The sequence below is a fragment of the Pseudomaricurvus sp. ABR4_320 genome, from assembly GCF_056159445.1.
Window position 1 is genome coordinate 180,645 of sequence record NZ_JBSWVF010000009.1, and the last position, 12,993, is coordinate 193,637.

The window sequence follows — 12,993 nt, forward strand, 5'->3', positions numbered from 1 at the left end:
AATGCAAGACCAGAAACAGCTGTATCAGAATGTTGTGAAGCACCTCCGGTCCGGTCGGCCGAAGGATGCTCTGATGGCCTGCCGAACTTTATGTGAAGCCTATCCGGACTTTGCGCCTGGCTGGTATATGGCAAGCTCTGCCGCTCAGGGTATGGGCAATCTCCCAATGGCGCTGAAATATGTTGAACGGGCCGTGGCTATGGCGCCCGCTGAAGAAATTTTTCAGTTGCGTCAAGCTCATCTGTTATTACAGGTGGGACAAAAATCTCGTGCACTGGATGTCGCATCGAAACTCAAGGGGAGTGACGCCGGTGCGCAGTTTATGCAGGATTTAGGTAAATTTTACCTGTTGGCAGGGCACTATGTTCAAGCGTGTGCCTGTTCTAAAAAAGCGTTGCAAAGAGACCCTCAGCAGCCGGGGGCATGGTTTCATTTGGCGACAGCGCAACGGTTTCTTGGTGATCTGAACGCCGCAGAAGAGGCTTTTGACAGAGGCATCACAATACATCCGGAGTTTTATGAGGCCTGGTATTTGCGCTCAGGTTTACGTAAGCAGACACCAGAAAACAATCACATTGATGAATTAAACGCTCAAATTTCCCTTGAAGCCAAGCGCGGTTTAAATCGGGATATCAGCTATCTGCATTTTGCGTTGGCAAAAGAACTGGATGATCTCAAACATTACTCTGACAGTTTTTCCGCTTTGTCCATCGGCAACCGCCGGTATCGATCCAGCTTTCACTACGATGTCGCTGGTGATCGCGCCGTTATGGAGGCCATCGCCCGCCACTACGATACCCCGATCGATACGGCCTCTGATACACAGAATAGTCCTGCGGACAAAAGACCGATTTTTATTCTGGGGTTGCCGCGCAGCGGGACGACACTGGTTGAGCGGATCCTGTCTTCCCACAGTGGTGTTTATGCCGCGGGTGAATTGAAACAATTTGCGTTGACGTTAAGTCAGGCAGTGAGGGAGCAGGCGGGAACGCCGGTCGATCGACTGCAGGGTGTTGAAGTGTCTCGACAGCTGGATTTTTCCAATCTGGGTGAACGCTATCTACAGGCCTGTGATGAATTCCGCAGGGAAGCAGGAGATCGGCGTTTTATCGATAAAATGCCGCTGAATTTTCTCTACTGCGGCCTGATCCAGAAAGCCCTGCCTGAGGCGCAGATTATTGAGTTGGTCAGACATCCACTGGATGTGTGTCTGGCAATGTACAAGCAGCGCTTTGTTGGCGCCTATCCTTTTTCCTATTCGCTCGAAGAGACGGTGGCCTACTATCTGGCCTACCGGCGGTTGATGAATCATTGGCACAGAATAATGCCGGGTAAGATTCATCGGGTGATTTATGAAGATCTCGTTGCCGATCAGGAAAACTGCAGTCGACAACTCGTGACAGCCTGCGGTCTTTCCTGGGAAGAAGAATGTCTTAATTTTGCCGCAAACCCTACCGCCTCAACCACCGCCAGTGCGGTACAGGTGCGTCAGCCCATGTATCGTTCATCTATCGACAAGTGGCGCCACTATCGCGATCACCTGCAGGTTTGTATCGATGCACTGAACGAAAATCCGGATCTATGGAACGAGTCTGGACGTTACTCGTTGGACTGACCGATGAATACGACCGGGGACAGCCTGCTGTTAAAAAATGCGCGCATCATTGATGGTATTGGCGGGTACGAGCCATCGCTTTCCTGTGTACGCGTTCGCGACGGGTTGATTGACCAGATCTCATTCGGATCAGTACTGGAGCCGCTGGACGATGAACTCTGTATCGATCTCAAGGGCTACTGGCTGTTGCCCGGACTGATCGACTGTCACGCTCATCTTGCTGCCGTTGAATACGAGTTGGAAAAGCGACTGACGACACCGGCCAGTCTCAGTCATTTCCGAACAGCGAAAAACCTAAAGCGAACGCTGGATGCGGGTTACACAACGGTGCGCGAGGCGGGCGGAATTGATCTTGGGATCAAGCGTGCGCTGGAGGAAGATTTGATTCCCGGGCCACGTCTGCTGGTGTCTCTGGCGATTGTGACGCAGACCGGTGGGCTCTGGGATCTGCATCTTGGCGCAGGCGCGCATCTGGATCTGTCAGGCATTCAACCAGAGGTGGTGCGTTACAGTCGTCGCAGCGGTGATCTGATCGATATGGCCCGCCAGTTACTCCATGAAGGCGCCGATCTTCTGAACATCCACACCAGCAGCAGTCTGCACAAATCACCGAAAGACCCATTGCGCCCCATGTTTACGGAGTCGGAGATTTCGGCATTTGTTGCGGAAGCTCACCGTGCGGGAAAACGTGTGATGGCTCATGTGGATGGTGGGCCTGGAGTGGCCAATGCCATCCGCAGTGGCTGCGATACCATTGAGCATCCCTACCAACTCAGTGATGAGGATATCGATCTGTTGCTGAACCATGACTGTTGGTTGGTGCCAACACTGAGCTGCAACGCCGGCATTTTAAAAACCGTCGCTGAGGATCCCGATGCAGGTGTACACGCGTCTGCCCAGCTCGCGGCAGAACAGATTCTCGCCGTTCACCAGGAGGGGTTTCGTCGGGCACTGGCGGCGGGTGTGAAAATCGCGGCTGGCTCAGATTCCTATGGGCATTTTCAGGGCGAAAATGCCTGGGAGCTGTCGTTGATGGTCGAGCAGGGCATGTCGGCAATGGGGGCTCTTGTGGCCGCCACCGGAGATGCTGCCAAATGCTTAGGGTTGGAGCATCATATTGGCAGCATTGGTGTGGGTAAATGCGCAGACTTGATTGCCATTAAAGACAGTCCACTGTCGGATATACAGGTGCTACGCAATCCGGCCAAAATCGCACTCATTCTACAGCAGGGACGTGTTTACAAGTCCTTGTTTCCAACCGTCTACTAGTACTGATTTTCGTTATGTTTCCTTTGACTCAATTTAATAATTTTCCTAGCTCAATGCCATTTTCAGAGAGCGAATATCAGCAACGCCATCAACGGGTGCGTCAAAGAATGGCTGAGGATCGTTTGGATTTTCTCTATGTGACCGACCCGGCGAACCTGTGTTATTTGACGGGGTACGGTGCGAGTTGGTATCCACCTCGGTTGCCTGTCGGTCTGCTATTGGCCGCTGATCGTGAAGAGGTCTATTTCTTTGATTGGGATCGTCACGAGGACTTCGTAGCGCGCAATGCCTGTTACAGTGAGGTTGGTTTTATGGCGTACGGAGATTTCATTCAGCCTTTGCTTGACGTGATTGCAGCTGATTCGAAATCCTCGTTGACCATAGGTCTTGAATGGCAGAGTCAGTCCCCTAATGGCGCAACATTGAAGCAATTGGCTGACGGGTTGATATCCTCGGGTCTTCAGGTCATTGACGCCGATCGTCTGGTGGATGATATCCGCTTATACAAGTCGCCTGAGGAGCTTTTGGTAATTCGGCAGGCTGCTGCCATTGCCGATCGAGCAATGAACCGTTTGGCCGATGACATTAGACCGGGAATGACAGAACTGGATGTTTCCGCTCGGCTGACGGGCTTACTGATTGAGGAGGGGAGCGGTTACGCTGCCACTCCCGTATTGGTAGCGTCTGGTGACAATGCCTGGTGTGAAACCCACAGTTTTCCGTCCCAGCGTCAGCTGCAATTTGGCGATATCGTCTCCGTTGATTGTTGTGCAACGGTACATCATTACCATGGGAATTTGGCTCGGACCTTTGTTCTGGGGCAGGACAAAACGCTGGCAGGTGCACAGCTGGACGTTGCCGCAGAAGCGATGCCGCTGCTGCTAAAGGCCTCCGTTGGAAGTAATCCCAGTCATTGTCTTGAAGAGGTGCAGGCTCGCGTGGAAGCTGAAGTACCCAGCGAATGTATCTGGTGGATTGGTGGCTATTCGCTTGGAATCGCATTTTCCCCCAGCTGGGTTGGCCACGCGTATCTGGCGAATGAGGGCGTTCGTAAGCATGCGTTGCAGCCCGGGTTTGTTTCCAATATTGAAATCGTGTTTGGCAATCGCGAACAGGGTTACGAGGCGCAGGTTATTGATACGCTTGTCGTGACGGAAGAGGGGCTTGAGCTTCTGTCAGGCTTGCCCAGAAGATTGGTGTGCATTCCCTGGGTGGAATAGTCAGAGCATCAGGCGGAAAAGGTGGCCTCTTCCCAAACCGGTTTTGCGGTCCCGGGTCATTTTGATAAATCCGGCGTCGGTGCAGGCATCCGGCTGCTGCATACAGTCCAGAAAGCGCAATGCGAATTGGGCAATATCAAATTGGGTAGAATTCAACGCAGTTTCTTCAATCACTAAGCCAAGGTCGTCATCGAGATTTAGTGGCGTTTGCTGCATGTCTTCCCATGATTCGCTGGTGGCCAGGCGCGAGATGAGGTTTTCATTTAGTGTTATCGTAATGTGCTGGTTTCTGCCGTGGCTGGCGCCAATAAAGAGCTCCTTGTCCTCACTGACAGGAAAAGGGTCTTCTCCCCAAAGAAATGGTGCGTCTTCTGGTTCTTGAGCGGGCTCTGGATCCAGCTGACACAGTTCGTTTTCCAACCGCTGTCGGTCGCTTGCCGTTCGCCAGGCGACGATCATACCGGTAATTTCAGTATCGCCAAATACACAGCCTGCGGGCAAGGCGATCATCCAGTGAGAACCCTCTATGTGATCAATACTGAGGTCTTCATTGAGGCTACGATGAGAGAGTGCGGTTACCTGTTGTACTGAGGAGGGCAGATACACACGTGGCGCATCGAAAAATGGTCGCTCATCTGCCAGTAGCGGTAAGGCCGCTTGTAAATAGATGAGCTCAGATGGGGATGTAGCCAAATTCCCCGACAGCATACGGGCATAACTTTTTTGCCACGGGTCGTTGTTGGCCTTTGCGAAGGCAGCTCTCTGGCTGAAATCGGTGGTTTTGAGTCCGTCGAGGATGCGCTGGCGAACGAACTGATAGATGGTGGTTGAATGGAAACCGTAGAGCGTAAAGCTGGCCAACTGTATCTCCCTGGCGTGATCTGCGCTGGGTCCTGAACTTGGGGTTTTTGTTGAATAAACCTGAGCCTCTCACGGTGGAGGCCATTAAAAAATAGTCAGCCAGAGGCTTATCTGTCAACCAAATGCCTCGGTAAGTTGAACAATTGACCGCGTAGTTTTAGTTGCGTTCACGATTACTTGACAGGCCGAAGACGCTCGTTTCCGAGCCAGGTTCTGCTCGGCGAAAACAGACGACAGTCGAAACTTAACTGCCTGTTAAAGCAATTGCTGTCGAAAGGCCACCAGACTTGCGGTTACCGCAACGTTTAACGATTCCACATTGTTTTGCATGGGGATGCTGACTTCGGCATTGCACAGGCGAGTCACCTCTGGTGAAACGCCCTCGGTTTCATTGCCGAGAATAAAAATATTTCGCCCACCTGCAGGCAGCTGTCCGAGTTGCTGCGACGCATCGGCATCGAGGGTATAGATATTGGCACCTGCCTGACGGAAATCTTTGAGCGCCGTTGTCAACTGCGAACAACGCAGTATTGGGGCGCGAAATAAGGTTCCAGCGCTGGCTTTGATCACCAGGGCGTCAAGCCGTGCACAGCCTTTTTCTGGCAAAAGTAAGCCCTGTGTACCCGCGGCACAGATGGAGCGAACGATCATGCCGAGGTTTTGTGGATTGGTCACTCGATCCAGTGCAATGATATCCCAGCTGTCATCTGGCGCCGAGGTTATAAAATCTTGGTAATCACAAAATGCCGGGCAGTGTATATCCAGCGCGATTCCCTGGTCTTGCTTTCCATTGCGGGAAATTCGCGACAGTGCCTGTCGGTCATGGTATTGAATGTCGACGTTGCGTTGTTCGGCCAATGCGCAGATCTCTTCGAGTACTGCTGCTGAGCGATTGCTGTCGGCGAGGTGCAATCGATAGGGGGTTAGGTTTTTATCTGACAGGGCTTCCTGAACGGGTTTGCGCCCATAAATGGTGAGAATATTCTTGAGAAATCGCTTTTTCGCTCGGTAGGCATCACTGTCGGTTTGGGTCATGGGTCTTTCGGTGTCAGAATCTGTTGTAAGTGTTGTTGAGCGTCTTCGGACAATCCCTGATCTTTGGCAACCTTAAGCGTGCGCCGCCCCATGATTTGGTAAATTTCCGCCAAGGCTGGTGCAATTGCCTGCAATGAATGCAGCTGATGCGCGACGGTATCTTTGTCGCCGCGCGAGATGGGGCCCGTGAGCGCGTCTGCGGGTGTGCGTCTCAGTGCGTTGTCGACCGTTTGATGCACGATGGGCATCAGAATCTCGCTGGCTTGATTTTCTGGTACACCGGCGAGGGAAAAACACTCGAGACTGGCATCCAACAAGGCTGTCAGATAGTTGCAGGCGATCACTGAGGCAGCGTGGTAAACGGTTTTGTCGTCAGTATGTATTGGGAACATACGTCCGCCAACCCGCTCAAACGCAGGCACTAATAATGTCAGCGCATCTTCGTTGCCTTCATAGGCGCAAAAGGTCCCCTTAAAAACGCCGACAGATTTCTCTGGCGAGGCAAAGCTGTGGATTGGGTGCACACTGGCGAGTTTTTGCGTATGTCGCTGCAGGGAGTGAAGCACTTTGCTGCTCAGTGAGCCACTGCAGTGAAACACCGTGGTTTCAGGGCGAATCAGTCGAGTGGTTGCCAGCTGCTCTGCAATTTTCTCAATTTCACCGTCTGGCGTGGCAATCAACCAGGCATCGGCAACCGTCATCGCGTCGAGATCAGCGACGGCTTCCCCATAGCCGATAAATCGGCGCGCAGCTTTTGCCCGGCTGAAATTACTGGATAAAATCTGTTGCAGGCGAAACTGACCGTTCAGGCGCCACAAGCGAGTCATGGAGCACCCCAGGCGACCACCGCCTATGAGATTGAGTGTCAACATACGTCAGACAAATCCTGCGTCAGGTAGACTCGTGGTAGGGGGTAGTTTGGCAGATCGCTCGATAGCGGCCAACGGTTTCGGACAACCCGTAGTGGAGCGCATCGACAGTCAGTGCGTGACCGATGGATACCTCTAACAGTGCGGGTAGGTGACGAAACTTCGGAAGGTTTTGCAAATTTAGGTCGTGGCCGGCATTTAATCCGAGCCCGACATCGCGAGCGACGATGGCGGCGTTAAAATAGGTGTTGAAGCTGGCTTCCTGGGCATCTGTGCCAAAGGCTGCCGCATAGGGGCCGGTATAGAGTTCGATGCGCTCGACGCCCAGCTCTGCCGCAAGTCGAATCTGCTCTGGATCGGGATCCATAAACAAGCTGATGCGACAGTCCCAGTCGTGCAGCTGGTCAATGATGGGGCGTAGGCGGGCTGCCGCGTCACGCAGGTCAAATCCGTGATCCGACGTCAGCTGAGACTCGGAATCAGGCACCAGCGTGCATTGATCTGGCCGGGTTTCTTTCACCAGCTCCATAAAACCCGGATAGCTGCCTTGGGCACCCGCAAACGGATTGCCCTCAACGTTGAATTCGATTCCGGCTAAAGGTTTAACGAGCTTTGCGAGAGAGCGCACATCGTCAGGACGAATATGGCGCTGATCTGGCCTCGGGTGGACGGTAATGCCATCGGCGCCAGCCTGCAGGCAGATTTCGGCGTGCTGACAGACATCGGGAAAGTTGCCCTCGCGAGAGTTACGCAATAGGGCGATTTTGTTGAGATTGACGCTGAGCGCCGTTGTCGCTGAATCAAAAGTCATAAAGAGGTCTAGTCGCTGCCGCGGTCGACGTTCACGGAGAGTATGCGGATAGGCAGGTCAGGGGCCTCATTCCGATATTTTCCTATGGGCTCTGCGGCAATTTTTTCCAAGGTTTCCATGCCCTCAACCACTTCGCCGAACACGGTATAGCCGGGCTCATCTTTTTCGGCATCCAAATGGGGATTGGTCGCCAAGTTTACGTAGAACTGGGACGTGGCGCTGTCGGGATCTGGCATACGGGCCATGGCAACAGTTCCGCGCAGGTTTTTCAAGCCGTTGTTCGATTCATTCACAACCGGGTCACGGGTTTCTTTACTGACATAGTCGAAGGTTAAGCCTCCACCTTGAACAACAAACCCAGGTACTACACGGTGAAAAATCGTTCCGAGATAGAAGTTGTCATCGCAATACTTGAGGAAGTTTGCCACTGTAGCCGGCGCTTTATCTGGAAACAGCAGCAGTGTAAAACTGCCCAAATCGGTTTCGAAGGTGACCTCAGGTTGAATCGCAGGCGCTTCTGACGATTCTTGGCAATAACCTGCCGCTGCCAGGCAGAGACCCGCCAACAGCAGGATGACGTGCTGTCGCAGCGTCTTCACGTTTAGTTGGCCCATTCGGAATATCCCCGCCGAAAACGAACTCGGGGTAAGATAATCGCGATGATGACGCCGAGCAACACCGCCCCCGCACCGTACACAAAAAAGGTATTGCGGGAGTCGCCTTGAAGTCGGGCGTTTTCAGCTTTAACCACATCCAGTTCGGTTTGAATTAACTGATGATCGTGCAGTAATTGTTGGTGGCGTTCGTTAAGATTCACCGCACCTTCAGAAATTTCCTGTAACTCTGTGTAACTGGTCTGGAGTTCAGTTGCTGCATCGGTACTGGCATTAAGCTCTTCGCTGAGGCGTTGTTCTTCCTCTCGAGCACTGGCCAGTTGCTCGCTCAATTCTTTGTTACGCAGTTTCAGTTTATCGATTTCTGCCTGCACCTGCGCCAGCCGTTGGTTGGCTGTCGGAGTGTTCATCAGGTGTTGGTTTTGCACAAAACCGACTGTGCCCCCTTGGGTTTGAACTTTGCTCCAACCACTTTGCGCATTTTCGGAAACCAGTGTCAGGCGAGTACCTGTGCGGAGATTGCTGATAATACGATGCTGCATACTTTCTCCTGTCCGCATGGGCACAAAGAACGAATCGGCAACCCAGCGCTCTTCCGCCCGAACCTGCATGGACAGCAAGCTGGAAAGCATTAACAGGGGCAGGGTAAATTTGATAAGCAGTTTTGACATGGATTTCTGTTGGTGGCTAGGGGGTAAAATGACTCCGGCGAACAGTGAAAAGCGTGTTTGGCCGGGGGCCGCTGAGAGCTGGGATCAGGGCAAAACCTTCTTGAACGGTTTGACAATGACATTCGCGTAGACACCGGCATCCATGTAAGGGTCGGCGTCGGCCCATTGTTGCGCCGCGTCGAGAGAGTCGAACTCAGCGACGACCAGGCTGCCGGTAAAGCCGGCTGAGCCCGGATCTTCGGAATCCGTGGCGGGATGCGGGCCTGCAATAAGTAGGCGACCTTCTTCTTTCAATGCCTGTAATCGCGCGAGATGCGCGGGGCGTACACTTTGGCGGCGCTCCAGGCTGTTGCTGACGTCTTCACTGATAATGGCGTAAAACATAGATAATTCCGTAGTCAAAATGGGATTTTGCCGTCAATGAGGTGTTTTCACTAGACATTGAGCAAAATGTCTTCCAAGTCCAGTTGAGTGAGTTGTTTAATGCGGCGAAACAGATAGAACAAAGCCAGCATCATAACCATCGTGGCTGGCAGGGCGATCACAGGAAAGCTCAACGCCGTCATCTTACCTAATTCAGCATTGTAAGCCTCTGTTCCCGGCGGGCTCACGAGAAGGTATTTCGCCAGCGCGTAGTTGAGAACCGAAGAGAGAAAAAACGAGGCAGCGACCAGATAAGAAGCCGTATTCAGGGCATTGGCAAACGCGGTTTGATTGCCGTGGGCTTCCAGTGCGGCAGCGACTCTGTCCACTTGTAGAATTTTGTCATTGTAGATGAACGTGCGTACCAGTGGGTATTTGGTTTTCATCGAGATGACGGTCGCGAGACCAATCAGGGCGGGGATCGCCGCCTCTTTGATCGCAATGTATTTGGGGTCGAGTTCCAGCAGACTGATACCGCCGGTCAAAAAGATGCTGATCACTCCCAGTGCAGAAAACACGTTCAATTTGCGGGTCACGCGGAAATCGTTTAGCCCGTAAAGGATGGGAAAGGCGAGTGCTACGACGATAGCCCAGCGCGCCCCAAGGTAGTTTTCACTGCTAAACTTGGTAAGAATGATCGTTGGTAAAACGATATTCAGAGTGAGGTTCAGCAGTAGACTTTCGCGCTTGGGTTGATTTACTGCTTGTGTCATTTCCGGGCTCAAGGATACTATCTGATTAATGATTGACCAATAATAGGGCGGTCTGATGCAGGAAGGGATTTATACAGTTTCCTGCAACAATTAAAAGAGCCAGAAGCAAAACTTTCCAGAAAAAGTTCCTCAACCGTCATTTTTGCCTGCCGTAAATTCACAGAGAGAGATTTCTTGTACGACCTGCACTGCCACAGTAACTGTTCCGATGGCTCTCTCGAGCCAACCGCGCTGGTTAACCGAGCCCATGACATGGGGGTTACACATCTTGCTCTCACAGACCACGATACCTTAGCTGGGCTGCCTGAAGCGCGGCAAGCGGCCGATACTTGCGGAATATCTTTGATCTCTGGCATTGAGCTTTCCTGCTGCTGGAAGGGGATGACCATTCATATGGTGGGGTTGGCCGTCGATTGTGACGCTCCAGTGATTCAGGCTGCGGTGCAGCGGCAGTTAGATGCTCGACTGGAGCGAGCTGAAATGATCGGGCAACGCCTCGCTCGGTTGGGGATCCCTGACAGTTACGCAGGCGCGACTCAACTGGCTGGAGACAGTGTGATTGGTCGGCCTCATTTTGCCCGCTACCTGGTGGAAAAAGGTTTGGTTAAGGATACTCAGGCGGCCTTTAAGCGTTATTTGGGCGCGGGCAAACCGGGGGATGTGAAGCAGCAGTGGCCGGAAATAGGCGTTGCTGTCGAGTGGGTTCGACAGTCTGGTGGTATTGCCGTGCTGGCGCATCCCGCTCACTACAAGTTAACGTTGACCAAGTTGCAGCGTTTGCTTTCTGAATTCAAAGAGGCCGGAGGGATGGCGATGGAGGTGTGTTCCGGCCGTCAGGCTGCGGATATCACGCAGAAGATGGCGACTCTGGTCACGCGGAACGAGATGATGGCGTCGACCGGTAGTGATTTCCATGAACCGGGTGTGGCGGGGAATGAACTGGGCTGTCAGCCCGCACTGCCGGATTCTTGTACGCCGGTGTGGTCATTCTGGGAATCCGCATCGAATTGATGCATGCCATATTTGCTGCGGAAAAAAATCTGTTCTGGCGGTTAATTCATCGTCGTTTGTTTTATACTTGCTCGCCAGAGGCACAAAGGATATTGTCGCGCCTGAAATGATCGGGTCGCCGTGAGGCGCTCACATAACCGGCAGGAAGCCGGAAACAACCCGTACTGAGAGGCTCACAGTGGCACAGTTCTTCCAGATTCATCCGGAAAATCCCCAGGTTAGGCTCGTCCGCCAGTCCGTAGAAATTCTACGTTCAGGTGGCTTGATCGCCTATCCAACCGATTCGGCATATGCCTTAGGGTGCCAGATGGGTGACAAGGCAGCTCTCGAGCGTATGCGAACCGTACGGCGGTTGGAAAAGGATCATAACTTCACTCTATTGTGCAGGGATCTGTCAGAGTTGGCGACCTACGCGCGCGTGGACAACACTGTTTTTCGTGCACTGAAGGGACTCACGCCCGGACCATTCACATTCATTTTAGAAGGCACGTCAGAAGTGCCAAAACGCGTGCTTCACCCCAAGCGCAAGACCATCGGGATGCGTGTTCCGGATAACGCGATTGCTCTCGCGCTCCTGGAGGAGCTCGGAGCCCCCTTAATGTCGACGACGTTGATTCTACCCGGTGAATCAGAGCCGATGACCGATCCCTATGACATTCGTCTGACATTGGAGCACCAGCTGGAACTTGTCATCGATGGCGGCTATTGTGGTATGGATCCCACAACCGTCATCGATATGTCTGCAGAAACACCTGTGATCGTGCGACAGGGTTGTGGCGATGCCAGCAGTTTCGTGCAGTAACTTCCGGGTAATCTGGCCGGATGAGCCATAAAGAATCCGGTCCACCGTTGTCTTCGCTGTTGTTTAGCAACGTTTTTATGGCAGCACTCAATCATATTCTGACTTGGTTCAATCTGTGACTAATGACGTCAAAGCTGTGACTGAAGAAAATTCTTACGACGAGACGGAGACGTCTAAAAGCCCAGAAACCTCGTCTGAGCAAGAGGGCTCTGCACAAACGGAGGCTTCTACCCAAGCCGATGCCGTCGCGTCTGGAAAAGAGGTTGACGTGTCGAATCCCTCACGTCCAGCGCTCGCTGTTGTTCGTGGGCAGGCAGTGACGGAGTTGCCGAAAGACCTCTACATTCCTCCCCATGCATTGTCGGTCATTTTGGAAGCCTTCGAAGGACCGCTCGACCTGCTGTTATACCTGATTCGAAAGCAAAATCTGGACATTCTCGATGTTAATGTTGCCCAGATTACCCATCAGTATGTTCAGTATGTTGAGATGATGGAGGCCATGCATTTCGAGTTGGCTGCCGAATATTTGGTTATGGCCGCTATGCTGGCGGAAATTAAATCCCGCATGCTGTTGCCGCGCAGCGTCGAGGAGACTGACGACGAAGAAGATCCCCGTGCGCGCTTGATTCAGCGACTGTTAGAGTACGAGCGGTTCAAAAACGCTGCGGAGGATATCGATCAGCTGCCACGCATGGGGAGAGACACTCAGCAAGCCAGTGTGCAGCCGCCGGATCGCAATATCGGCCGTCCAGACCCAGACGTTGAAATGAAGGAGCTGCTCTTAGCGTTGTCAGAGGTCCTGCGTCGGGCTGACATGTATGAAAGCCACCACGTCGAGCGGGAAAAACTCTCTACCCGCGAGCGTATGGGGCAGGTATTGGATCGTTTGCGAGGTCGACAGTTTATGCCCTTTGTCAGTTTGTTCTCAATTGAGGAGGGGCGTTTGGGGGTAGTCGTGACCTTCCTGGCCGTGATGGAGCTGATCAAGGAGCAGCTGGTCGAGATCGTGCAAAACGAAATCTTTGGACCCATTCACGTCAAGGCGCGCACTGAGGCCGCGCCGGAATAAGCGAATCACT

General features: G+C 52.8%; 14 protein-coding genes. 6 read left to right on the forward strand and 8 right to left on the reverse strand.

The features are described 5' to 3' along the window. The first annotated feature begins 73 nt into the window (after positions 1–73). From ACXAFR_RS18340 to ACXAFR_RS18350, 3 genes are read left to right on the forward strand one after another with little or no spacing between them, the layout of a single operon-like run. A complete protein-coding gene (locus ACXAFR_RS18340) occupies positions 74–1,615 on the forward strand; it encodes a tetratricopeptide repeat-containing sulfotransferase family protein (protein ID WP_475179349.1) in 1,542 nt (513 codons plus the stop codon). Positions 1,616–1,618: 3 nt separating this feature from the next. Continuing rightward, the gene (locus ACXAFR_RS18345; protein ID WP_475179350.1) at positions 1,619–2,884 is read left to right on the forward strand and encodes a metal-dependent hydrolase family protein; all 1,266 of its coding nucleotides are present in this window, start codon (positions 1,619–1,621) and stop codon (positions 2,882–2,884) included. Between the two features lie 53 nt (positions 2,885–2,937). Beyond that, positions 2,938–4,104 (forward strand): M24 family metallopeptidase, encoded by a 1,167-nt coding sequence (locus ACXAFR_RS18350; RefSeq protein WP_475179439.1) that lies wholly within the window; start codon positions 2,938–2,940, stop codon positions 4,102–4,104. Here the strand turns inward: ACXAFR_RS18350 and ACXAFR_RS18355 are convergent, their stop codons facing one another. The 8 genes from ACXAFR_RS18355 to ACXAFR_RS18390 all read right to left on the reverse strand — a co-directional run bounded on the left by ACXAFR_RS18355 (position 4,105) and on the right by ACXAFR_RS18390 (position 10,101). Further along, on the reverse strand, positions 4,105–4,965 hold the full coding sequence (locus ACXAFR_RS18355) for a hypothetical protein (protein WP_475179352.1): 861 nt from the start codon (positions 4,963–4,965) through the stop codon (positions 4,105–4,107). It abuts the gene before it with no gap. Positions 4,966–5,220: 255 nt separating this feature from the next. Next, positions 5,221–6,000 (reverse strand): TrmH family RNA methyltransferase, encoded by a 780-nt coding sequence (locus ACXAFR_RS18360; protein ID WP_475179354.1) that lies wholly within the window; start codon positions 5,998–6,000, stop codon positions 5,221–5,223. Beyond that, positions 5,997–6,872: a Rossmann-like and DUF2520 domain-containing protein gene (locus ACXAFR_RS18365; RefSeq protein ID WP_475179355.1), complete on the reverse strand. Its 876-nt coding sequence runs from the start codon at positions 6,870–6,872 to the stop codon at positions 5,997–5,999. The genes ACXAFR_RS18360 and ACXAFR_RS18365 overlap by 4 nt, the downstream gene beginning before the upstream one ends. A 19-nt stretch (positions 6,873–6,891) precedes the next feature. Continuing rightward, positions 6,892–7,680 (reverse strand): pyridoxine 5'-phosphate synthase, encoded by a 789-nt coding sequence (locus tag ACXAFR_RS18370; protein ID WP_475179358.1) that lies wholly within the window; start codon positions 7,678–7,680, stop codon positions 6,892–6,894. A gap of 8 nt (positions 7,681–7,688) precedes the next feature. Further along, a complete protein-coding gene (locus ACXAFR_RS18375; RefSeq protein WP_475179359.1) occupies positions 7,689–8,294 on the reverse strand; it encodes a peptidylprolyl isomerase in 606 nt (201 codons plus the stop codon). Then, the gene (locus tag ACXAFR_RS18380; protein WP_475179360.1) at positions 8,282–8,965 is read right to left on the reverse strand and encodes a TIGR04211 family SH3 domain-containing protein; all 684 of its coding nucleotides are present in this window, start codon (positions 8,963–8,965) and stop codon (positions 8,282–8,284) included. The genes ACXAFR_RS18375 and ACXAFR_RS18380 overlap by 13 nt, the downstream gene beginning before the upstream one ends. 84 nt (positions 8,966–9,049) lie before the next feature. Further along, on the reverse strand, positions 9,050–9,349 hold the full coding sequence (locus ACXAFR_RS18385) for a YciI family protein (protein ID WP_475179363.1): 300 nt from the start codon (positions 9,347–9,349) through the stop codon (positions 9,050–9,052). 50 nt (positions 9,350–9,399) lie between these two features. Next, entirely contained in the window at positions 9,400–10,101 is a 702-nt protein-coding gene (locus tag ACXAFR_RS18390; protein ID WP_475179366.1) for a VC0807 family protein, read from the reverse strand. A 174-nt stretch (positions 10,102–10,275) separates the two neighbouring features. Here ACXAFR_RS18390 and ACXAFR_RS18395 point away from each other — a divergent pair, with 174 nt between their 5' ends. The 3 genes from ACXAFR_RS18395 to ACXAFR_RS18405 all read left to right on the forward strand — a co-directional run bounded on the left by ACXAFR_RS18395 (position 10,276) and on the right by ACXAFR_RS18405 (position 12,983). Next, entirely contained in the window at positions 10,276–11,112 is an 837-nt protein-coding gene (locus ACXAFR_RS18395; RefSeq protein WP_475179368.1) for a PHP domain-containing protein, read from the forward strand. A gap of 178 nt (positions 11,113–11,290) precedes the next feature. Beyond that, on the forward strand, positions 11,291–11,914 hold the full coding sequence (locus ACXAFR_RS18400) for an L-threonylcarbamoyladenylate synthase (RefSeq protein ID WP_475179371.1): 624 nt from the start codon (positions 11,291–11,293) through the stop codon (positions 11,912–11,914). Positions 11,915–12,182: 268 nt separating this feature from the next. After that, a complete protein-coding gene (locus ACXAFR_RS18405) occupies positions 12,183–12,983 on the forward strand; it encodes a segregation and condensation protein A (RefSeq protein WP_475179442.1) in 801 nt (266 codons plus the stop codon). Positions 12,984–12,993: the final 10 nt, after the last annotated feature.

What these genes read in the sequence shown, in the direction of transcription:
- ACXAFR_RS18340 (WP_475179349.1), top strand. Translation starts at nt 74, where the DNA reads ATGGCCTGCCGAACTTTATGTGAAGCCTATCCGGACTTTGCGCCTGGC.
- ACXAFR_RS18345 (WP_475179350.1), top strand. Translation starts at nt 1,619, where the DNA reads ATGAATACGACCGGGGACAGCCTGCTGTTAAAAAATGCGCGCATCATT.
- ACXAFR_RS18350 (WP_475179439.1), top strand. Translation starts at nt 2,938, where the DNA reads ATGCCATTTTCAGAGAGCGAATATCAGCAACGCCATCAACGGGTGCGT.
- ACXAFR_RS18360 (WP_475179354.1), bottom strand. Translation starts at nt 6,000, where the DNA reads ATGACCCAAACCGACAGTGATGCCTACCGAGCGAAAAAGCGATTTCTC.
- ACXAFR_RS18365 (WP_475179355.1), bottom strand. Translation starts at nt 6,872, where the DNA reads ATGTTGACACTCAATCTCATAGGCGGTGGTCGCCTGGGGTGCTCCATG.
- ACXAFR_RS18370 (WP_475179358.1), bottom strand. Translation starts at nt 7,680, where the DNA reads ATGACTTTTGATTCAGCGACAACGGCGCTCAGCGTCAATCTCAACAAA.
- ACXAFR_RS18375 (WP_475179359.1), bottom strand. Translation starts at nt 8,294, where the DNA reads ATGGGCCAACTAAACGTGAAGACGCTGCGACAGCACGTCATCCTGCTG.
- ACXAFR_RS18380 (WP_475179360.1), bottom strand. Translation starts at nt 8,965, where the DNA reads ATGTCAAAACTGCTTATCAAATTTACCCTGCCCCTGTTAATGCTTTCC.
- ACXAFR_RS18385 (WP_475179363.1), bottom strand. Translation starts at nt 9,349, where the DNA reads ATGTTTTACGCCATTATCAGTGAAGACGTCAGCAACAGCCTGGAGCGC.
- ACXAFR_RS18390 (WP_475179366.1), bottom strand. Translation starts at nt 10,101, where the DNA reads ATGACACAAGCAGTAAATCAACCCAAGCGCGAAAGTCTACTGCTGAAC.